The 20,324-nt window shown below is 71.1% G+C and carries 17 protein-coding genes; 4 read left to right on the top strand and 13 right to left on the bottom strand.

Translation table 11 applies throughout. From position 1 onward, the window contains the following. Positions 1-2: 2 nt before the first annotated feature. The 5 genes from ABD126_RS02205 to ABD126_RS02185 are packed head-to-tail and all read right to left on the bottom strand — an operon-like array spanning position 3 to position 4,857. Entirely contained in the window at positions 3-704 is a 702-nt protein-coding gene (locus tag ABD126_RS02205; protein ID WP_343931860.1) for a FadR/GntR family transcriptional regulator, read from the bottom strand. Continuing rightward, positions 704-1,471 carry a 3-oxoacyl-ACP reductase gene (locus ABD126_RS02200; protein ID WP_343931859.1) on the bottom strand — a complete coding sequence of 256 codons (768 nt, stop codon included), beginning with the start codon at positions 1,469-1,471 and terminating at the stop codon, positions 704-706. Before ABD126_RS02200 ends, ABD126_RS02205 begins: the two co-directional genes overlap by 1 nt. 14 nt (positions 1,472-1,485) lie before the next feature. Continuing rightward, positions 1,486-2,844 carry an aldehyde dehydrogenase family protein gene (locus ABD126_RS02195; protein ID WP_343931858.1) on the bottom strand — a complete coding sequence of 453 codons (1,359 nt, stop codon included), beginning with the start codon at positions 2,842-2,844 and terminating at the stop codon, positions 1,486-1,488. Beyond that, on the bottom strand, positions 2,841-3,536 hold the full coding sequence (locus ABD126_RS02190; RefSeq protein ID WP_343931857.1) for a gamma-glutamyl-gamma-aminobutyrate hydrolase family protein: 696 nt from the start codon (positions 3,534-3,536) through the stop codon (positions 2,841-2,843). The genes ABD126_RS02195 and ABD126_RS02190 overlap by 4 nt, the downstream gene beginning before the upstream one ends. Further along, complete coding sequence (locus ABD126_RS02185; protein WP_343931856.1) at positions 3,517-4,857, bottom strand: glutamine synthetase family protein; 1,341 nt, start codon at positions 4,855-4,857, stop codon at positions 3,517-3,519. The genes ABD126_RS02190 and ABD126_RS02185 overlap by 20 nt, the downstream gene beginning before the upstream one ends. Before the next feature lie 156 nt (positions 4,858-5,013). On the opposite strand from ABD126_RS02185, the gene eat reads away from it, so the two are divergent. Both eat and ABD126_RS02175 read left to right on the top strand, forming a co-directional pair. Then, positions 5,014-6,426: an ethanolamine permease gene (gene eat / locus ABD126_RS02180; protein ID WP_343931855.1), complete on the top strand. Its 1,413-nt coding sequence runs from the start codon at positions 5,014-5,016 to the stop codon at positions 6,424-6,426. A 159-nt stretch (positions 6,427-6,585) separates the two neighbouring features. After that, positions 6,586-7,449 (top strand): 3-hydroxybutyryl-CoA dehydrogenase, encoded by an 864-nt coding sequence (locus ABD126_RS02175; protein ID WP_343931853.1) that lies wholly within the window; start codon positions 6,586-6,588, stop codon positions 7,447-7,449. 49 nt (positions 7,450-7,498) lie between these two features. On the opposite strand, the gene ABD126_RS02170 is transcribed toward ABD126_RS02175, so the two are convergent. Next, the gene (locus ABD126_RS02170) at positions 7,499-8,488 is read right to left on the bottom strand and encodes a tryptophan dimethylallyltransferase family protein (protein WP_343931852.1); all 990 of its coding nucleotides are present in this window, start codon (positions 8,486-8,488) and stop codon (positions 7,499-7,501) included. 263 nt (positions 8,489-8,751) lie between these two features. Between ABD126_RS02170 and ABD126_RS02165 the strand changes: the two genes are divergently transcribed. Next, positions 8,752-10,113 (top strand): flavin-containing monooxygenase, encoded by a 1,362-nt coding sequence (locus ABD126_RS02165; protein WP_343931851.1) that lies wholly within the window; start codon positions 8,752-8,754, stop codon positions 10,111-10,113. A 118-nt stretch (positions 10,114-10,231) separates the two neighbouring features. On the opposite strand, the gene ABD126_RS02160 is transcribed toward ABD126_RS02165, so the two are convergent. The 7 genes from ABD126_RS02160 to ABD126_RS02130 all read right to left on the bottom strand — a co-directional run bounded on the left by ABD126_RS02160 (position 10,232) and on the right by ABD126_RS02130 (position 18,896). Next, positions 10,232-10,825, bottom strand: a complete 594-nt coding sequence (locus ABD126_RS02160) for a GTP-binding protein (RefSeq protein ID WP_343931850.1) — start codon at positions 10,823-10,825, stop codon at positions 10,232-10,234. Further along, positions 10,806-11,114, bottom strand: a complete 309-nt coding sequence (locus ABD126_RS02155; RefSeq protein ID WP_246030183.1) for a DUF742 domain-containing protein — start codon at positions 11,112-11,114, stop codon at positions 10,806-10,808. Before ABD126_RS02155 ends, ABD126_RS02160 begins: the two co-directional genes overlap by 20 nt. Before the next feature lie 62 nt (positions 11,115-11,176). Then, a complete protein-coding gene (locus tag ABD126_RS02150) occupies positions 11,177-11,611 on the bottom strand; it encodes a roadblock/LC7 domain-containing protein (protein ID WP_343931849.1) in 435 nt (144 codons plus the stop codon). 44 nt (positions 11,612-11,655) lie between these two features. Then, positions 11,656-14,154, bottom strand: coding sequence for a sensor histidine kinase (locus tag ABD126_RS02145; protein ID WP_343931848.1), 2,499 nt, complete (start codon positions 14,152-14,154; stop codon positions 11,656-11,658). Positions 14,155-14,392: 238 nt separating this feature from the next. After that, complete coding sequence (locus ABD126_RS02140) at positions 14,393-15,316, bottom strand: SMP-30/gluconolactonase/LRE family protein (protein WP_343931847.1); 924 nt, start codon at positions 15,314-15,316, stop codon at positions 14,393-14,395. Between the two features lie 152 nt (positions 15,317-15,468). Next, positions 15,469-15,594: a hypothetical protein gene (locus ABD126_RS02135; protein WP_343931846.1), complete on the bottom strand. Its 126-nt coding sequence runs from the start codon at positions 15,592-15,594 to the stop codon at positions 15,469-15,471. Positions 15,595-15,938: 344 nt separating this feature from the next. After that, the gene (locus ABD126_RS02130; protein ID WP_343931845.1) at positions 15,939-18,896 is read right to left on the bottom strand and encodes an AfsR/SARP family transcriptional regulator; all 2,958 of its coding nucleotides are present in this window, start codon (positions 18,894-18,896) and stop codon (positions 15,939-15,941) included. Positions 18,897-19,159: 263 nt separating this feature from the next. Between ABD126_RS02130 and ABD126_RS02125 the strand changes: the two genes are divergently transcribed. After that, entirely contained in the window at positions 19,160-20,308 is a 1,149-nt protein-coding gene (locus ABD126_RS02125; protein WP_343931844.1) for a hypothetical protein, read from the top strand. The last annotated feature ends 16 nt before the right edge of the window (positions 20,309-20,324 follow it).

Genomic DNA, 20,324 nt, shown 5'->3' with positions numbered 1-20,324 from the left:
CGTCAGCTCAGGAAGCCGCGCAGCAGTGAGGCCGTGCCGTCCAGGTGTTCGGCCATCGCCCGCCGCGCGGCTTCCGGGTCGCCTTCCAGGATGCGCGTCACGATCAGCTCGTGCTGGTCGTTCGAGTGCGCCAGGTTCGGCGGCAGCAGCGGGATGCGGTCCAGCAGCTCGTTCACCCGCATCCGGACGTCCGCGATCGCCGCGGTGAGTGACGCCGAGCCCGTGGACTCCGCGATCGCCAGGTGCAGGCGCGAGTCCTTGCGGCGGTACTCGTCCAGGGACGCGCACGAGCACTCGGTCAGGCGGGCGCCGAGGTTGCGGCGTTCCGCGGGACCCAGGGAACGGGACGCGGCGCACTCGGCGGCGCCGGTCTCCAGGACCGTGCGCAGGGTCAGGGCGTCGAGCAGCTCGGGTGTCGCGATGGGACGGCCCGGGGAGGCCGCCGGCAGGGTGGTGTTCACGAACGTCCCGCCGTACCGGCCGCGCCGCGACTCGACGTACCCGGCGTCCTGCAACGACCGGATCGCCTCGCGCAGCGTCACCCGGCTCACCCCGAGCCGGGTCGCCAGCTCCCGTTCCGCGGGCAGCCGCTCCCCCGGCGGGACGACGCCCAGCCGGATCGCCTGCATGAGCCGCTCGACGGTCTCCTCGAACGCGTTGCCCGCCCGGACCGGGCGGAACAACGCGTCCTGCAAGGGCATCATCACAGCGGGGTAACGTAGGCGCCCGCGATGCCGCCGTCCACCAGGAAGTTCGACGCCGTGATGAACGACGAGTCGTCGCTGGCCAGGAACGCCACCGCCGCCGCGATCTCCTCCGGCTCGGCGAACCGCCCCAGCGGCACGTGCACCAGCCGCCGCGCCGCCCGCTCGGGGTCCTTGGCGAACAGCTCCCGCAGCAGCGGCGTGTTGACCGGTCCGGGCGACAGGGCGTTGACCCGCACCCCCTGCCGCGCGAACTGGACGCCCAACTCCCGGCTCATCGCCAGCACGCCGCCCTTGGAGGCGGTGTAGGAGATCTGGGACGTGGCCGCGCCCATCGTCGCCACGAAGGACGCCGTGTTGATCACGGAGCCCTTCCCCTTCTCCAGCATGTGCGGGATGGCGTACTTGCAGCACAGGTAGACCGACGTGAGGTTGACCTTCTGCACCCGGTCCCACGCCTCGATGCCCGTGGTGAGGATCGAGTCGTCGTCCGGCGGCGAGATGCCCGCGTTGTTGAACGCGATGTCCACCGACCCGTAGGTGTCCGCGGTGGTCTGGTAGAGCGCCGACACCTGCTCCTCGTCGGTCACGTCCACCTGCACGAACAGGCCGTCCACCTCGTCGGCGGCGGCCTTGCCGGTGCCCGCGTCGAGGTCCGCGACGACCACCCGCGCGCCCTCGCTCGCGAGCCTGCGCACCGAGGCCAGCCCGATCCCGCTGCCGCCGCCGGTGACGACGGCCACCCGGCCGTCCAATCGCTGTGCCATGTCTCTCCCAATCATCAATGAGCGATGAAGACGTTCTTGGTCTCGGTGAACGGTTCGAGCGCGTCGGGCCCCAGCTCCCGCCCCAGGCCGGACTGCTTGAACCCGCCGAACGGCGTCCAGTAGCGCACCGAGGAGTGCGAGTTGACCGACAGGTTCCCGGCCTCCACCGCCCGCGACACGCGCAGCGCCCGGCCCACGTCCCGCGTCCAGATCGACCCGGACAGCCCGTACTCGCTGTCGTTGGCCAGGCGGACGGCGTCCTCCTCCTCGGCGAACGGGATCACCGCCACCACCGGCCCGAAGATCTCGTCCACCGCCGCCGGGTCGCGCGGGGACACCGGCGCGAGGACCGTGGGCGGGAACCAGAAGCCGGGTCCGCCGGGCGCTGAACCCCGGAACGCGACCGGCGCGTCATGGGGGACGTAGGCCAACACCCGGTCCAGCTGCGTGGCCGAGATCAGCGGCCCCATCTCGGTCTTCTCGTCGCCCGGGTCGCCCACGACGACGCCCTTGACCGCGGGCTCCAGCAGTTCCATGAACTTGTCGTACACCGAGGCCTGGACCAGGATGCGCGACCGGGCGCAGCAGTCCTGCCCGGCGTTGTCGAACACGCCGTAGGGCGCGGTCGCGGCGGCCTGCTCCAGGTCGGCGTCGGCGAAGACGATGTTGGCCGACTTGCCGCCCAGCTCCAGCGTCACCCGCTTCACCTGCTCGGCGCAGCCCGCCATGATCTGCTTGCCCACCCGCGTGGACCCGGTGAACAGGACCTTCCGGACCGCCGGGTGCGTCACGAACCGTTGCCCCACAACGGGTCCCGCTCCCGGAAGCACCTGGAAGACGCCCTCCGGGATGCCCGCCGCCAACGCCAGCTCCGCCAGCCGCAGGGCCGTCAACGGCGTCAGCTCGGCGGGCTTGAGCACCACGGTGTTCCCGGCGGCCAACGCGGGCGCGAAGCCCCAGCCCGCGATGGGCATCGGGAAGTTCCACGGCACGATCACGCCCACCACGCCGAGCGGCTCCTGGAACGTCACGTCCCAGCCGCCCGCCACCGGGATCTGCCGCCCGAACAGCCGTTCCGGCGCGGCGGCGTAGTAGTGCAGGACGTCGCGGACGTTCCCGGCCTCCCAGCGGGCGTTGCCGATGGTGTGCCCGGCGTTGAGCACCTCCAGCGCGGCCAGCTCCTCGATCGCCCCGTCCACCTCGTCGGCGAACCGGCGCAGCAACCTGGCCCGATCGCCGGGCGCGACCGCCTGCCACGCCGGGAACGCGGCCCGCGCCCGCTCGATCGCCGCGTCGGTCTCCTCCACCGACGCCAGCTCGACCGACCGCACGACCTCCGCCGTCGCCGGGTTGATGACCTCGAAGGCAGTCACTCGCCCCCACCCTTCCTCGCCGCCTCGACGAACGCCCCGAAGACCCGGTCCTCCCGGCTCGCCTCCGGGTGCGACTGGACACCCACCACGAACCGCCGGTCCGGCAGCTCGACCGCTTCCACGACCCCGTCCGGGGCGCGGCCCACCACGGACAGCCCCTCCCCCACCACGTCCACCGCCTGGTGGTGGTGGCACAGCACCGACACCGCCGGCCCGACGACCCCGGAGAGCAGGCTGCCCGGCGACACCGCCACGTCGACCTTCTCGAACACCGCCGGCGTCACGTTGTGCCCGTCGACGTGCTGGACCAGCGTCCCGCCCAGCACCACGTTCAGGACCTGCATCCCCCGGCACACCGCCAGCAACGGCAGGTCCGCCGCGAGGGCCGACGCCACCAGCGCGAACTCCGCGGCGTCCCGCTCGACGGCCGCCGGGCCGGTGCGGGGGTCGCGGGCCGCGCCGTAGCGGGCGGGATCGACGTCCGCGCCGCCGGCGACCACGAGACCGTCCAGGAAGGACAGGTCCGACCACTGCCCCACCGGCGGCAGCAGCACCGGCTGGCCGCCCGCCCGCACGACGGAGTCGAGGTAGTCCCGGTGCAGCACGGCCGCGTCCACGTCCCACACGCCGAACCGCGTCCGTTCCAGGTACGTGCTGATCCCGATGAGCGGCCTAGAGCCGTTCGAAGCCACGGATGCGCTCCCAGTCGGTGACGGTCGAGTCGTAGGCGGCCAGCTCCACCCGGGCCGCGTTGAGGTAGTGGTCCACGACGTCCTTGCCGAACGCCTCCCGCGCGATGCCGCTCTGGGCCAACAACGACGCCGCGTCGCGCAGGGTCGTCGGCACGGTCGCCCGGTCCGAGCCGTAGGCGTTGCCCTCGAACGCGTCCTCCAGCCGGAGGTCGTTCTCCACGCCGTGCAGCCCGGCCGCGATCAGCGCCGCCACCGCCAGGTACGGGTTGACGTCCCCGCCGGGCACGCGGTTCTCGAACCGCAGCGACTGCCCGTGCCCGACTACGCGCAGCGCGCACGTCCGGTTGTCCCGGCCCCACGCCACCGCCGTCGGCGCGAAGCTGCCCGGCACGAACCGCTTGTAGGAGTTGATGTTGGGCGCGAGGAAGTAGGTCAGCTCGCGCAACCCGGCCAGCTGCCCGGCCAGGAACGACTTCATCAGCCCGGACATCCCGTGCCCCTCGGCGAACACCGGCTCGCCGTCGGTCGAGCGCAGGCTCAGGTGGATGTGGCAGGAGTTGCCCTCGCGCTCGTTGTACTTCGCCATGAAGGTCAACGACTTGCCGTGCTGGGCCGCGATCTCCTTGGCGCCGGTCTTGTAGACGCTGTGGTTGTCGCACGTGGCCAGCGCTTCCTTGTAGCGGAAGGCGATCTCGTGCTGACCGGGGTTGCACTCGCCCTTGGCCGACTCGACCTCCAGGCCCGCGCCCGCCATGTGGTTGCGGATGGCCCGCAACAGCGGCTCGATGCGGGCGGTGCCCAGCAGGGAGTAGTCGACGTTGTACTGGTTCGACGGTGTCAGGTCGCGGTAGCCGCGCTTCCAGGCGTCCTCGTAGGTGTCGTCGAAGACGATGAACTCCAGCTCGGTGCCCACGAAGGCTTGCAGACCGCGTTCGGCCAACCGGTCGAGCTGGCGGCGCAGCACCTGCCGGGGCGAGGCGACGACGGGTTCGCCGTTCTCCCACTCGACGTCGCACAGGACCATCGCGGTGCCCTCGTGCCACGGCACGCGGCGCAGCGTGGACAGGTCGGGCTTCATCACGAAGTCGCCGTAGCCGCGGTCCCAGGACGACATCGAGTAGCCGGCCACGGTGTTCATGTCGACGTCCACCGCGAGCAGGTAGTTGCAGCCCTCGGCGGCGTGCGCCAGGACCTCGTCCAGGAAGTAGCGCGCGGCGCAGCGCTTGCCCTGCAACCGGCCCTGCATGTCCACGATCGCCACCAGGACGGTGTCGATCTCACCGGTGTCCACGAGCCCGCGCAACTCCTCGACGGTGAGCATCCCGGCGTACCTCCAAAGGTATGACAGCGAGCCATTGGACGCCCCATCCTGACATCAACCAGCTCAGGACACTAGACCCCCATTGACATGACCGCAGGCCACGCGCCACCCTCAACCACCTTCAAAGGAGCGCAACTAACCCATTAGGGAGCGCAGATGGCGAAGCACGTCGAGTACGAGAAGGTGGGCGACGAGTACCTGGAGCACCGACAGCTCAAACGCGGCGCGGCGGGCTGGGTCCTGCTGGCCGGACTCGGTGTCTCGTACGTGATCTCCGGCGACTTCGCCGGCTGGAACTTCGGCCTGGCCGAGGGCGGGTGGGGCGGTCTGCTGATCGCCACGGTCCTGATGGGCGCCATGTACACGTGCATGGTGTTCGGGCTGGCCGAACTCGCCGCGGCGCTCCCCGTGGCGGGCGCGGGCTACGGTTTCGCCCGCCGCGCGCTCGGCCCGCTGGGCGGCTTCGCCACCGGTGTCGCCATCCTCATCGAGTACGCCATCGCGCCCGCCGCCATCGCCGTGTTCATCGGCGGGTACGTCGAGACGCTGGGCCTGTTCGGGCTGACCAACTCGTGGCCGGTGTACCTGGTGTGCTTCCTGATCTTCATCGGCGTGCACCTGTACGGCGTGGGCGAGGCGCTGCGGCTGATGTTCGTGATCACCGGCGTCGCCGTGGTGGCGCTGCTGGCGTTCATCATCGGCATGATCCCCAAGTTCGACGCAGACAAGCTGTTCGACGTCGGCGGCGGCTCGTTCCTGCCGTTCGGCGTGACCGGCGCGTTGGGCGCGTTGGTGTTCGCGATCTGGTTCTTCCTGGCCGTGGAGGGCGTGCCGCTGGCCGCCGAGGAGGCGCGCGACCCGAAGCGGGACATGCCGCGCGGCATCATCGGCGCGATGCTGGCGCTGCTGCTGTTCGCCGGGGCCATCCTGGTGTTCGCGCCCGGCGGGGCGGGGTCGGAGGCGTTGAAGGCGTCCAACAACCCGTTGCCCGACGCGGTGCGGGCCGCGTACGGCGGGGACAACCTGCTCGCCCAGGTCGTGAACTACGTGGGCCTGGCCGGTCTGGTCGCCAGCTTCTTCTCGATCATCTTCGCCTACTCGCGGCAGCTGTTCGCGCTGTCCCGCGCCGGGTACCTGCCGCGCTGGCTGTCCCGGACGGGCAAGCGCAAGACGCCGTACCTGGCCTTGATCGTGCCCGGCGCGATCGGGTTCGTCCTGGCGTCGGTGACCCGCAACGGCGCACTGCTGATCAACATCGCGGTGTTCGGCGCGGCGCTGTCGTACGTGCTGATGATGTTGTCGCACATCGTGCTGCGGGTGCGCGAGCCGAACCTGGAGCGCCCGTACCGCACGCCGGGCGGCATCGTCACCACGGGCGTGGCGCTGGTGCTGGCGGTCGCGGCCGTGGTGGCGACGTTCTTCGTGGACGAGCTGGCCGCCGGCATCACCGCGGGCATCGTCGTGGTCGCCCTGGCCTACTTCTGGTTCTACAGCCGCCACCACCTGGTCGCCGCCGCGCCGGAGGAGGAGTTCGCGGCCATCGCGCAGGCGGAGAAGGAGCTGGGCTGATCCACCTCTCCCGCGACCGCGTCCACCACGGTCAACGGCTCGCCCGCCGGGTGACGGAAGATCCTTCGGCCCACGCGGCGGCCGGCCGGTGAACCTACTGGCCGGTCGCCCTCCGACTGGAGATGTGCGCGCCCGACCCCTCCTGGCAGTATCCAGGGCGTGAGTGACATTCAACGAGTTGGAGTGGTGGGTGGCGGGCTCATGGGGTCCGGCATCGCCGAGGTCTGCGCGCGCGCCGGCCTCGACGTGCTGGTCTCCGAGGTCGGCCACGACGCCACCGAGGCCGCGCGGGGGCGGATCGCCTCCTCGCTCGGCAAGGGTGTGCGCAGCGGCAAGCTGAGCGCGGAGGACCGGGACGCCGCGCTGGAGCGGCTGCGGTTCACCACCGACCTCGCCGACTTCGCCGACCGGAACCTGGTCGTCGAGGCCGTCGCGGAGAACGAGCAGGTCAAGACCGAGGTCTTCGCCACGCTGGACAAGGTCGTCGAGGACCGCCGGGCGATCTTCGCCTCGAACACGTCCTCGATCCCGATCATGAAGCTGGGCATGGCCACCAGCCGCCCCGAGCAGGTCATCGGCGTGCACTTCTTCAACCCGGTGCCGGTGCTCAAGCTGGTCGAGCTGGTCCCCTCGCTGCTGACCGGCGAGCAGACCCGGGAGCGGGCCGAGGCGTTCGTGACGCAGGTCCTGCACAAGGAGGTCATCCTCTCCCAGGACCGCGCCGGGTTCGTGGTGAACGCCCTGCTCATCCCGTACCTGCTGTCCTCGATCCGGATGCTGGAGTCCGGCTTCGCCTCCGCCGAGGACATCGACAACGGCATGGTGCTGGGCTGCGCGCACCCGATGGGTCCGCTGCGCCTGGCCGACCTGATCGGCCTGGACACCACCAAGGCGATCGCCGAGTCGATGTACGAGGAGTTCAAGGAGCCCCTGTACTCGCCGCCGCCGCTGCTGCTGCGCATGGTCGACGCGGGACTGCTGGGCAAGAAGAGCGGGCGCGGGTTCCACAACTACTCCCGCTGACACCCGCGGCGCGGGCGGGTCTCCCCTCCCCGGGAGACCCGCGTGCGCGTCAGGCGTGCAGGCCGGGGACGGGCCGGCCGTACACGTCGAACCGGAAGTACACGCCGAGGTCGGGCCGCGACCCGGTCGCGCGCACGCTGAGCAGCTCGTGCCGGCCGGGAGCCGTGCCCGGTCCCACCAGCGCCGCCGCCACCGCCCGGTGCCGCCCGGGGTCCACCCCGTAGCGCCGCAGCACCGCCGCGACCCGGTCGGCCGCCTCCCGCTCGTCCCGCGCCGCGCCGGGCAGTCGCAGGTAGACGTTCGCCTCGTCGGGGACGTCCACTCCCGACCGGAACGCCAGGCACGTCATCGGCTCGTTGTCGGGCAGCGCGGGCGAGCCGTAGACGTCCCGGTAGGCCGGTTCGAGCAGACCCGGGTCGTGCCGCCGCGCCAGCGACGCCACCTCGTCCAGGTCGACCAGGCCGACGTGGCGGAAGTAGACCTTCACCCGCGCCTGCGGGGTGTCGGCGAGGTCGAGGGCGAAGAACTCCAGCTGGTGCCCCGCTTCGGCCAGGGCGTCGTAGGAGCGGGCCACCCGGTCCCACGCCCGCGCCAACCCGAGCCGCGACATCGCGGCGCACATCACCTCCGGCACCGCCGGCACGCCCCGCGCCTGCGGGTTGAGGTAGACCTTGTAGCCGGGCGCCGCGCCGGGGCGGTGGGACATCGAGAGCCACACCGTCGGCCGGAACGACTCGGGCTCGTCCACGACGAACAGGTCCTCCACGGCGAGGTAGCGCTCCAGGGAGACGCCCGGTCGGGCGGCCAGCGTTCGGGTGAGCGCCCGACCCGCCTCTTGGGCGGCCCGCGGCGTCGGCACGTCACCACCGGGTTCGAACAACACCCGCAATTCCGGCCGGCCGCGCCGCCAGCTCACCGAGAATTCGACGGGAAATCCGTCGCGCGAGACGAACGACGGATAGGCGCAGTCCGCGCCGATCGGGCGGTCGGCCCACGGGCCGAGCAGGGAATCCAACTCGGCCGCCGCCGCGGGGCCCACCGGGTGGTCCAGGGCGAGCGACGCCGCACGCCATTTTTCGTTGATGAATTCTCGGAAAGTCGCATAAGCGACCTCGAACCGGACCTCACGGTTTGAGGTTTGAGCCACAGCGGGGGAACTGGACACTAGGCACCTCCGGGCGCAAGGCTTACCTTGTGCACGGGTCGAAACGCAACGGAGGATCGGGCGGTTGGCGCAGATCACAGACCCGGGACACCGGGCACGGAGTGTGACGGAAATGAGCCGAAAGAGTGGTGCGACTTGTGGCTGAATTCCTCGCAAGTCAATACGCCGAACGTCCCATTCAAGATCACACCTGCGTGATCGGCGCCGGCGTGTCCGGTCTCACGGTCGCCGGAACGCTCCAAGCCAGAGAACTCCCGGTGACCGTTCTGGAACGAACGGGCGGCATCGGCGGGCTGTGGCGCTTCGAGGGGCCGGGCAGCCGCGGCCCGGCGTACGACTCGCTGCACCTCAACACCTCCGCCCGGCTCACCGGCTTCCACGACTTCCCGATGCCGGCGAGCTACCCGCGTTACCCCCGGCACGACCAAGTGGCGTCCTACCTGCGCAGTTACGCAGATCACAAGGGCGTGACCGACCGGGTCGAGCTGCACACCGAGGTCGAGGACGTGAGCCGCACCAGTGCGGACACCTGGCTCGTGACCAGCCGTGACGGCGCCGGGGTCCGGCGGCGCCGGGAGTTCGGGCACGTGGTGGTCGCCACGGGCCACCACTGGGTGCCGCGGCTGCCCGAACTCCCGGGGGACGAGACGTTCCCCGGCCGCAGGCTGCACTCCTTCGACTACGCCAACCCGGTGGCCCACGCGGGCAGACGGGTGGTCGTCATCGGGTTCGGGAATTCGGCCGCGGACATTTCCGTCGAATTGTCGAGAGTGGCGGCGAAAACGGTTCTGGTGCAGCGGCGCGGGGTGCACGTGGTGCCGAAGACGATTATGGGCCTGCCCATCGACGAGATCGCCTCGGCCCCGTGGTGGGCCCGGCTGACGTTCCCGCAACAACGCGGTCTCATCGAAACGCTGTTGCGGCTGATGCGGGGGCGGCTGGCCGACTACGGGCTGGCCGAGCCGGACCACCGCATCTTCGGCGGGGCCCTGACGATATCGGACGAACTGCTGAGCCGGATCAACCACGGGACCCTGACGGTGAAGCCCGCGGTGGACCGCATCGAGGGGTCGGTGGTGCACTTCTCGGACGGCACCAGCGAGGAGGCCGACGACCTCGTCTACTGCACCGGGTACCACATCGAGTTCCCATTCCTGCCATTCGAATGGGTGTTCGAACCGGGTGGGCGGATTGCGCTCTACCAGCGGGTTGTGTCGCCGGCCCAGCCGGACCTCTACTTCGCGGGCCTGATCCGGCCGTTCGGGGCGATCACGCGGTTGGTCGAGGCGCAGGCGGAGTGGATCGCGGACCTGGTGGAGGGGGTGGCGGTGCTGCCGCCGGTGTCGGCGATGCGGCGCGAGGTGGAGCAGCACCTGACCGCCGCGGCGGCCCGCTTCGGGACGACTCGTGCGGCTTCGATGCAGGTCGACTTCGGCACCTACCTGGCGGCGCTGCGCAAACAGCGCGGGTCGAAGGTGCTGACGACTCGGCGGAGCTGACGGGTGTGGCCTGCCGGAAGACGGCTTGGTCGGCGCGTGGGCGGGCCCGTCGTGTGAGAGGCGGGGCGTTGGGCGAGGGGTGGCCGGCGCGCGGGTGGTGGCCTGCGCGCCGGGGACGTCAGACCGTGGCGTCCAGGCGGTCCATGGTGTGCTGGATCAGGCTCACCAGGACCGACTTGCTCGACTCCCGGTCGCGGGCGTCGCACAGGACGACCGGGATCGCGTCGTCCACGTCCAGTGCCCGCCGCACCTCGTCCACCTCGTACAGGTGCGAGCCCTCGAAGCAGTTGACCCCGATGACGAACGGGATGCCGCGCCGCTCGAAGAAGTCGATGGACGGGAAGCTCGAATCCAGCCGCCGCGTGTCCACGAGGATCACCGCGCCGATCGCACCGTAGGCCAGCTCGTCCCACATGAACCAGAACCGGTTCTGGCCGGGGGTGCCGAACAGGTACAGCACCACCTCGGGGTTGATCGTGATGCGGCCGAAGTCGAGGGCGACCGTCGTGGTCTCCTTCTGCTCCAGCCCCACCACGTCGTCGACCCCGACACCGGCCTCGGTGAGCAGCTCCTCGGTGTGCAGCGGGGGTATCTCGCTGACCGAGTTGACCATGGTCGTCTTGCCGGTGCCGAAACCACCGGCGATGACGATCTTGACTGGGGTGGGGACCAGCAGTTCCCCGCCCGGCCGCTCAGATTCCACGGACACCATCCAGCACTGCCTGCAACAGGTTCCGGTCCGGCACCACCGGAACTCGGGAAGGGTCTCTGATCACGACGTCGCCGCGCTGGATCAGGTCGCTGAGCAGCACCTTGACCACCACCAGCGGCACGTCGAGGTACGCCGCCACCTCGGCCACCGACAGCGGCCGGCGGCACAGCTCCATGATCTCCAGGTGCTCGACCGAGAGCGCGTCCGGGTCCGACGGCGACGGCATCGCCCGCACCTGGGTCACCAGGTGCAGCTCCGGGCGCAGCGGCCGGGTCCGGCCGCGCACCATCGCGTAGGGGCGGACCAGCGGGCCCGCCGCCTCGTCGTACCACCAGTCCCCGCGGCCGGGCTTCACGACGACCGCCGGGCGGTGGGCAAGGCCGAACCGGTGCCGCGCGGCGCCGAGGACAGGTACGTGCCGACGCGCTTGACGAGCATGTTCATCTCGTAGGCGATCATGCCCATGTCGGAGTCCTCTTCGCCCAGCACCGCCAGGCACGCGCCGTGCCCGGCCGCCGTGACGAAGAGGTAGGCGTGCTCCATCTCCACGATGGTCTGCCGCACCGCGCCGCCGCCGAAGTGCCGCCCGGTGCCGCGCGCCAGGCTCTGGAACGCCGAGGCCATCGCCGACAGGTGGTCGGAGTCGTCCTTGGACAGTCCCGGTGAGCGACCCAGCAGCAGGCCGTCCGCGGACAGCACCACCGCGTGCCGGGCGCCCACCACGCGGCTGACCAGGTCCTCCAACAACCAGTTCAGTTCGTTGTGCTGGCTGGTCATGTCGTTCATCGGATTGCCTTTCCGGTTTCCAGTCGTCCGGTCGCGGGTCGTGGTCAGGGTTCGAGTGCGTCGTCGGAGCGGCGTGCGTCGCGCGTGCCCCGCTGGAACGCCGACAGGCCCTTGCGGGTCCGCTCGGCGGACTGCTCGACGTCGACCTCGGCGAGCGGTTCGGGCGAAGGGTGGAAATCGTTGCGCACCAGCTGCGGGGCGAGGTTCTGCTGCCGGCGGCGGCGGGGCAGCTCCGGCCGGGAGCCGGTGTCCTCGTCCGCGGCGGTGGTGCGCTTGCGCTGCGGCAGTTCCAGCTCGCCGCTGCGCTGCGGCAGGTCGAGGGACCCGCTGCGCTGGTTGAAGTCGAGCGATCCGCTGTGCGAGGACAGGTCGAGCCCCCCGCTGTGCGAGGGCAGGTCGAGTCCTCCGCTGTGCGAGGGCAGGTTCAGTCCTCCGCTGAGTCGGTCGTCCGCTGGAAGGGAATCGTTGTTGGCCGCGGCCTCGGCTTGTGCCCAGAAGCCTTCCAGCTCTCGGGAAGTACCGGGAAACCTGGCCTCGGGCGCCGCCTCCTCGCCCGCCTCGGGCACCAGGTGCTCCTCGTAGGCGCGTCGCGGCAGCTGGCCGGTCTCGGCCAGGTCGCCCGCGGTGGACGGACCGGCCACGATCGAGGACGGGATGAGCACCAGCGCGAGCGTGCCGCCGTAGGGCGACTCGCGCAGCTCGACGTGGATGCCGCGGCGGGCGGCCAGGCGCGCCACCACGAACAGGCCCAGCCGGGACTCGCCGCGCAGCCGCATCGCGTCGAACTCCGGCGGGTCGGCCAGCATCGCGTTGTGCTGCTCGCGGTCCTCGGGGTTGATGCCCAGGCCGTGGTCCTCGATCTCCACCACCACGCCCTGCGGCACCTCGCTGGCGTGCACCTGCACCTGCGAGCGGGGCGAGGAGAACGCGGTGGCGTTGTCCACCAGCTCGGCGATCAGGTGGATGGTGTCGGCGACGGCCGCGCCCACCAGCGCGGTGTCGGGCACCGGGTTGACCTTGACCCGCACGTACTGCTCGGTCTCGGCGACCGCGGCGCGCAGGACGTCCAGCAGCCGCACGGGCTTGCGCCACTGCCGGCCGGGCTGCTCGCCGGCGAGGATGATCAGGTTCTCGGCGTTGCGGCGGGCGCGCGTGGCGAGGTGGTCGAGCTGGAACAGCGCGTCGAGCTGCTCGGGGTTCTCCTCCTCGCGCTCCAGCCGGTCCAGGATCTTGAGCTGGCGGTGCACCAGGCCCTGGTTGCGGTGGGCGATGTCGAGGAAGACCCGGTTGACGCCCTCGCGGGCCTGGCTCTCCTTCACCGCGGCGGCGACGGCGGTGTACTGGGCGGCGTTGAACGCGTCGGCCACCTGGCCGATCTCGTCGGTGCCGTAGTCCAGCGGCGGCACCTCGGCCTCGACGTCCACGTGCTTGCCCTCGCGCAGCCGGTCCACGATGTCGGGCAGCCGCTCGTGGGCCAGCGCCAGGGAGTCCTTCTTCAGCGAGGTCAGGCGGGTGATCAGGGCGCGGTTGACCAGGCGGTTGGAGATCCGGACCGCGAACACGATGCCGCCGAGCACCACGACCAGCGCGATGAGCGAGCCGATCAGCACGGTGATGAACCGGGTGTTGCCGCGCTCCAGGCCGGTGTCGGAGGCGTGCGAGGCCTGGTCCACGGCGAGGTCGACCAGCTTGTCCGAGACCGGTCCGGCGACGGCCTGCCACTCCTCCAGCGTCACCTTGGCGCCGGGCGCGGCGATCAGGTCGTTCTCCAGGCGGACCAGCTTGCGCCAGTCCTCGGACTCGGTCACCGCGCGGAAGTCGCGCTGCACGGCGTCGGCCGCGTAGGGCGTGGTCGTGCTGAACTGCGCGTGGTAGGAGCCGACGAGCGTGACGAACTCCAGCCGGTCCTCGGGTGAGGGCGCGCCGGCGGCGAGCATGCCCACCGCGATCGAGGACGCCCGCGCCATCCAGTCCGCCGCGCGGAACAGGTCGGTGGCGTTGAGGCCCTGCTGGGAGGCCACGGCGTCGGGCACGACCCGGGCCTGGGTGCCGAACAGCGCGGTGCCGGCGTCGACCACCCGGTTGTAGTAGTCGTAGACCTCGTTCTTGTCGGCCTTGCCGGACTCGACCGCCGCGCGGCGCTGGGCCAGCTCGCCCAGCAGCGCGTACAGCTCGGTGATCTTGACCTTGACCTCGTCGGGCGCGTTGCCGGTGGCGGCGTCGAACGCGGTCCGCATGGACTTGGTGGTCTCGTCCACCACGCGTTGCTGCGCGTGCAGCTCGGACAGGTCCGGGGCGCGCTGACCGAGGGCGGTCATCGCCAGTTCGCGTTCCTTCTGGATGGCGACGAACGCGCTGACCGCGGGGATGGAGGCGTCCTTGACGCTGACCGCGACCGCGCGGGTGTAGAACCCGTCGAACACCGTGTAGGAGGAGAACGCCAGCCACATCACCAGCAGGACCACGCTCGGCACCACCACCACGCCGGTGAGCCGTGAGCGGATCGTCTTCTGGCTCGTCTCCGCCTTGCTCTTCTGCTTCACAGTGCTCCGCAGCCTCGTGAACTCGTCCACCTGGTCAGGCGCAGCACAATGAGCGCTGCCTCCTCGTCACCTGATCGTTGGCCACGGAACGGTAACACCTGAAGATCATCATTACGAAGAGACAGCGATCACTCGCGCGACGCGACTGCGAGGTTACCCAGTCGAGTGACATGCGGAACAGGGGGATGATGTGAACTTTGCACTCATCAGCCCCCTCACTGTTAACCCCAAGGATGGCCTATGGCTTGGGAACAGCCACCGCGTTGTACGGCGTGGTGGGTGTCGGGGGCGTGGTGAAACGCGCGTTGGGCAGATAGAGGCGGTTGGCGAAGCCCGCCACGGTGGTCGGGACGTCGAACCGGGCGTCCGTGATCTTCGTCACGAGCTTTCCGCTGGTGCCGGCTTTGTCCAGTTCGAAAACGGCCACCGTGTTGAGCCGGTTCTGCACGACGTGGAGGGTCCGGCCCTCCACCAGCAGGCCGTCACCGTTGGTCAGGACGTGTCCGCCCAGGTCAACGACCCTGGTGACGCCGTCGTCGGCGACCCGGTGCAGCAGCCCGGTGTTGCTCTGGACGACCAGCAGCGCGCGGCGGTCGGGCGTCCGCGCGATGCCGTTCGCGTTGTTGACGTTCGGGGTGAGGGTGAAGTCACCGGTCAGCGGGATCGCGGTGTGGGTGTCGGGCAGGCTGCCGTGCCGGCCGAATGCGATCTTGTAGAGCAGCGCCTTGCGCGAGTCGGTGAAGTACGCGGCGTCATCGGTGATCACGACGTCGTTGACGAACGTGTCGGACGCGGCGAATTCATAAGACCTGAGGATCTCTCCTGTTTTCGCGTCCACAACCCGGGCGTCACCGCCCGCGCCGCCGGCGACGAACAGCCGTTCCCACCGGTCGACCTTCAACCCGACCGAAGCCGTGCCGGGCCCTTGGCTGAACACCTCCCCGCGCCCGGTCCGCAGATCGACCCGGAAAAGATCACCGTCCGCCCGCGACCCGAAGTACGCGACGGGCGCGTGCCCGATGGCGATGCCCTCCGGCAGGAACCCGTTCGGCAGTGCGAACCCGTCGGGGAAGGGCTGCGCGCTCTCGGCGGCGGCGGGCACGGCGACGACGAGGGAGACCCCGAGCACCACCGCGGCCAGCACACCGGTTCTGCGTGACATGACCACTCCTTCGGTTGTCCGTGCGCGCGAGTCTGGCCCAGCGCGGGCGGCGGGGAGAACGGTCTACAGCAAACCGACAGGATCACCGCACCCGGACACGGGTCCGGCCCGCCTCGACGGATCGAGACGGGCCGGACCGGTGGGGACTCGCGTCAGGCGCCCTGAGCGGACCCGGACTCGGTGACCGAGTTGACCGACCAGTAGTCGGTGGTCACAGCGCCGACGGTCGCCAGCACGGCGAAGGCGAGGGACATCGCCGCGACGGTACGAGAGATCACGCCTTGAAACCTCTTTCGAACGGATGGTTGTCTCCGGACCCGATCGGGTGGAGGCGGCTGATCTTGCAGGGAAACAATGAAAAAGTCCACTCCACTGGGATTATCCAGCGATTATCGAGCGTGACCAGCGACGATCCGCCCGGAGTAGCCGGAACCCGACGACCCCACACGTTCGGCGGCTGGACCAGCGGCTCTGTGCTCGCCGAGTGACCGGCCGACGGGCCGACGAATGCTCATCTTCACTCCAACGCCAATGACTGCGCCGCCCGGGCGAGACCCACCGCCAGTAGATCACAGCTCTGGAATAAACGCTTACGGGTGATTTCCGCAATATTGCGTGCGGATCAGGTCGGTTGGTTTTCCCGACCGCAGTCCGCCGGGTCGCAGCCGGTGCGGGCGGTCGGGATGGGGTGGTCGCGGGTCAGCCCGTCCAGGCGGGTGGCCACCTCGGTGGCGCGCGGGTCGCCGGCGTCGGTGAAGATCTTCAGCGCCTGCTCCCAGCCCTCCTCGGCCGCCGCGTACGCGCCCGCGTCCTCCCGCAGGTCCGCCAGCAGCAGCAACGCCTCGGCCCGGCCCAGCGAGTTGCCCGCGCGCTCGGTGAGCTGCACGGCCTGGCGGGCGCACTGCGTCGCGGCGACCACGTCCCGCATGTCCCGCCTGATCGAGGCCAGCACCACGTAGGCGTGCGCGGCGGTCGCCCGGTCGCCGCTGCGCCGGTGCAGGTCCACCGACGCCCTGGCGTACCGGTCGGCCGTCGGCAGGTCGCCCCGCCGCCGGAACAGCTCGCCCAACCCGCACAGCGTGTCGGCTTGGCCGGAGACGTTGTTCGCCCGCAGCGCCAACGCCTTGCGGAAGCACACGGCCGAGTCGAGGCGGCGGTTCTCCGCCATCGCCACCACCCCGAGCCGGTGCCAGGTCGCGGCCTCGATCTCGACCAGGCTCGAACCGCCGCCGCGCACCATGGCCAGCACCTCCTCGTAGCGCTGGATGCCGCGTTCGACCAGGCCTTCCGCCACGTCCGCCTGCGCGAGGTTGTGGACGGAGGAGGCCATCGCCAACCGGCCGCCCGTGCGGCGCGCGATCAGGTGGCCGTGGTGGAAGTACTTGCGCGCTTCGAGGTAGGACGACTCTTTGAGCGCCATCAGCCCGAGATCGTTGTACGCCGCGCCTTCCGCGTCCAGATCGCCTTCGAGCTGGGCCGCGCCGATGGCGAGGGTGAGCGCGGACCTCGCCTCGTCGTAGAAGCCGCACCGGCGGAGCATGTCACCCAGCAGGTGCGCCAACCTGGTGACCTTGGTGTGCATGCCACGACGGGCGGCGAGGTCGAGCACGGACATGAGGTTTCCTCGCTCTCCGGCCACCCACGCCAGGGCTTCGGCGTCACCGCGGAACCGCAGCGGCAGCACGCCGTCGACCGGCGGCGGCACCTCGATCCCGGGGCGGTAGGGGAACGCGGTGGAGTCGGCTTCCTTTGCGGTGTGCAGGAAGAAGTCGACCAGGCGCTGTTCGGCGGCGGCCCGCTCGTCGGCGGGCACGTCGGCGTGCGCGCACTCCTCGGCGTAGTCGCGCAGCAGGTCGTGGAAGCGGTAGCGGCGCAGCGAGCCCGGTTGTTCGACCAGGTGCGTGGCGACCAGGAGGTCCAGGCAGTCCAGCGCCGCCGCGCGCCGCACGCCCAGGATCGCGGTCGCCGCGTCGACGCCGATGTCCGGGCCGGGGTGCAGGCCCAGCAGCCGGAACGTCCGCCGGTCGTCGTGCCGCAACGCCCGGTACGACCACGAGAAGACGGTCTTGAGGCTGATGTCCCCACCGTGGCCGCCGAGGTCGAGCAGCCGCCGTTCGTCGCGCAGCTGGTCGACGAACTCGGCGAGCGGCGCGCCGGGGCTGGCGGCGATGCGGTGCGCCACGATGTCGATCGCCAGCGGCAGGCCCCGGCACAACGCCACCAGGTCCTCCACGGCGCGCCGCTGGTGGGCGCCGCGGTCCCCGATGCGCGCGTCGAGCATCCGGACCGCGTCGGCGGCGTCCATCGAGGACACCGCGAACGCGCGGGAACCCAAGCCGGACAACCGGTTCCGGCTGGTGATCACCACGGTGCAGTCGCGCAGCACCGGCAGCAGCGGTTCGACCTGCGCGCGCTCGCGGACGTTGTCCAGCACCACCAGCACCCGCCGGTCGGCCAGCAGCGACTCCAGCCGCCGCGACCGCCGTTCCGCCGTGGTGAGGTGGTCGACGTCCGCGCCCAACGCCTCCAGGAAGCCGTCCACGACGGTGGCCGGTTCCAGGGCGGCGTCGGCGGAGAAGCCCTTGAGGTCGCGGTGCAGCACCCCGCCGGGGAACTGGTCGGCGACCCGGTGCGCCCAGTGCACCGCGAGCGCCGTCTTGCCGACCCCGGCCGCGCCGTCGAGCAGGACGACGCCGGGCCGCGGCGCGCGACGCCCGCACCCGGTCACCGCGTCGATCTTGGCCAGCAGGGCTTCCCGGCCGACGAAGTCCTCCACGTCGTGCGGCAGCCGGCGCGGCACGATCGTCCCGCCGCGGAGGCGACGCGGTTCGGCCGGCGCGGGTGCGGACAGCCCTTCGAAGAACGTCTTGAGCGTCGCGGCGGCGGCGTCCTCGAACTCGTCCTGGAGGCGCCGGCGCATCGCGAAGTAGTAAGCCGTCATCTCGGTGCGCAGGTGCAGGCCGTGCAACGCTTCCAGCCGACGCATGACCAGCGGCAGGTGCGCGGAGTCCGCGGGCGGCAGGCCGTCGGTGTGGGCCAGGACCGCGCGGTGGTCGCCGAGGGCGTGCAGGTTCTCGCACAGGGCGTTCTGCAGCGGCAGCCACAGGTTGTCGCGGGCGTTGCGCCGCCACGCCTCGGCGGGCTCGCCGGGCAGGTCGGCGAGCGGCTCGTCCAGCCAGTGGTCGATGGCCTCGCGCAGCAGCACCACGGCCGCGGCGGGGTCGCGCAGCGCCCGCGCGCGGTCGAGCAGCTCGGCGGCGGCGAAGTAGTCGATCGCCGAGTGCGGCACGACGATCCGGTACGCGCCCCGGCGCTGCTCCAGTTCGGCCACGCCGCTCATCGCCCGCAGCCCGTCCCGGATGCGCTTGGCGTAGTTGTAGAAGGTCTGCGCGACGTTCTTGGGCAGCCGGTCGTCGGTGGTCCACATCCAGTCCACGAGGCTCGTGGTGGTGAACCACTCCCCCGGCCGGGTCAGCAACGCGCCGAGCATCGCCCGGGTCTTGGGCGCGGCCCAGTCCCGGCGCAGGCCGGCGGCCGAGCGGATGCGGGTCTGCCCCAAGATCGTGAACTGACAGGTCACAGCGCCACCCCTCGCGCAAAGCCCGTCCAGTATTGTGCCGCACCCCCGCGAACACGGTGCGCCGTGTTTGAAACGTTATCGCTTGTCCACCTTCTGACAGATCCCTGACAGATCGTCGCGAATTGTTCCGCAAGAATGCGGAACCGCCCGTGCAGAAGGGGTCTGACCAGCGTAGACATGGCAATGCGAGACCGGTGACAGGACTTCGCGAAGTTCGTGCCGCACGTTTTCCCCATCGGCTCGAATCAAATGGGGAGGCACTCGTGACCGGTGACGTACGGACAAATGGACCCATCGGCTTGGACGCGGCTGCGCGGATCACGCGGACCGGGTGCGCGACGGTGCTCGTGGTGGTGCCGCACGTGGTCGCGGGCACGCGGCTGGCGGACCTGCTGCCGCTGCTGGAGACCGACCACCGCGTGCAGGTGCTGTTCACCGTGCACGGCGCGACGCACGGGACGGAGGAGTTCGTGCGCGGCCTCGGCGGGCACGTGCTGCCGTGGCACCAGGCGGTCGGCCACCGCTTCGACCTGGTGCTCGCGGCGAGCCACCGCGGCTTGGACGAACTGCACGGGCCCGTGCTGGCCCTGCCCCACGGCGCGGGCGCGCTCAAGTCGCGCTCGAAGCCGCGCCGGGGCGGCACGTTCCCCGTCCACGGCCTGAGCCGCGACCGCCTCGTGCGCGACGGCCGCGTCCTGGCCTCGGCGATCGTGCTGGCGCACCACGACGAACTCCGCGTGCTCGCCGAAGCGTGCCCGGAGGCCGTGCCCGCCGCCGTGGTCGCCGGCGACGTGTGCCTGGACCGCTTGCTGGCCAGCGTCCCGTACCGCGACCACTACCGGCGGGCGCTGGGGGTCGGGCCGGACGAGCGGCTGGTCACGGTCAGTTCGACCTGGACCAGGCACTCGACGTTCGGCGCCCACATCGGGCTGTACGGCGCGTTGCTGGACCGGGGCGAGCGGGTGGCGGCCGTGCTGCACCCGAACGTCTGGAGCGTCCACGGCTCCCGGCAGGTCCGCGCGTGGCTGCCGCGCGAGGTCTTGGTGGTGCCACCGGACGAGGGCTGGCGCGCCGCCGTGGTGGCGGCGGACGCGGTGGTCGGCGACTTCGGCTCGACCACCCAGTACGCCGCGGCGGCGGGTCGGCCGGTGTCGGTCGTGCCGATCCCGGACGGCCTGCTCCGGCCGGGCGGCTTGGCCGACCTGGTGTACCGGGTCGCGCCCGTGGTGGACCCGGACCGCCCGCGCGTGGAGGACGCCGTCGTGGTGCCGGGGCTGGCCGACGCGATCAGCTCGTGCGTCGGCGGCGCGGGCGCGGCGACCCGCCGGGCGGTGTACCGGTTGCTGGGCTTGGCGGAGCCGGCGCGGGCGGTGCCCGTGTCGCCGGTGGGGGTGCCCCGTGTGGTGGGGTGAGTGGGAACCGGTGGCG

The organism is Saccharothrix mutabilis subsp. mutabilis (assembly GCF_039521145.1).
GTDB classification, from domain to species: domain Bacteria; phylum Actinomycetota; class Actinomycetes; order Mycobacteriales; family Pseudonocardiaceae; genus Actinosynnema; species Actinosynnema mutabilis.
This window is presented reverse-complemented; position numbering and strand designations above follow the sequence as displayed.

Excerpts from the sequence above, each read along its gene's own strand:
- ABD126_RS02155 (WP_246030183.1), bottom strand. The coding sequence starts at position 11,114 with ATGGTGCGCGGCCGGACCCGGCCGCTGCGCCCGGAGCTGCACCTGGTG.
- ABD126_RS02200 (WP_343931859.1), bottom strand. The coding sequence starts at position 1,471 with ATGGCACAGCGATTGGACGGCCGGGTGGCCGTCGTCACCGGCGGCGGC.
- ABD126_RS02205 (WP_343931860.1), bottom strand. The coding sequence starts at position 704 with ATGATGCCCTTGCAGGACGCGTTGTTCCGCCCGGTCCGGGCGGGCAAC.
- ABD126_RS02150 (WP_343931849.1), bottom strand. The coding sequence starts at position 11,611 with ATGAACGACATGACCAGCCAGCACAACGAACTGAACTGGTTGTTGGAG.
- ABD126_RS02160 (WP_343931850.1), bottom strand. The coding sequence starts at position 10,825 with ATGGTGTCCGTGGAATCTGAGCGGCCGGGCGGGGAACTGCTGGTCCCC.
- ABD126_RS02185 (WP_343931856.1), bottom strand. The coding sequence starts at position 4,857 with ATGCTCACCGTCGAGGAGTTGCGCGGGCTCGTGGACACCGGTGAGATC.
- eat (WP_343931855.1), top strand. The coding sequence starts at position 5,014 with ATGGCGAAGCACGTCGAGTACGAGAAGGTGGGCGACGAGTACCTGGAG.
- ABD126_RS02140 (WP_343931847.1), bottom strand. The coding sequence starts at position 15,316 with ATGTCACGCAGAACCGGTGTGCTGGCCGCGGTGGTGCTCGGGGTCTCC.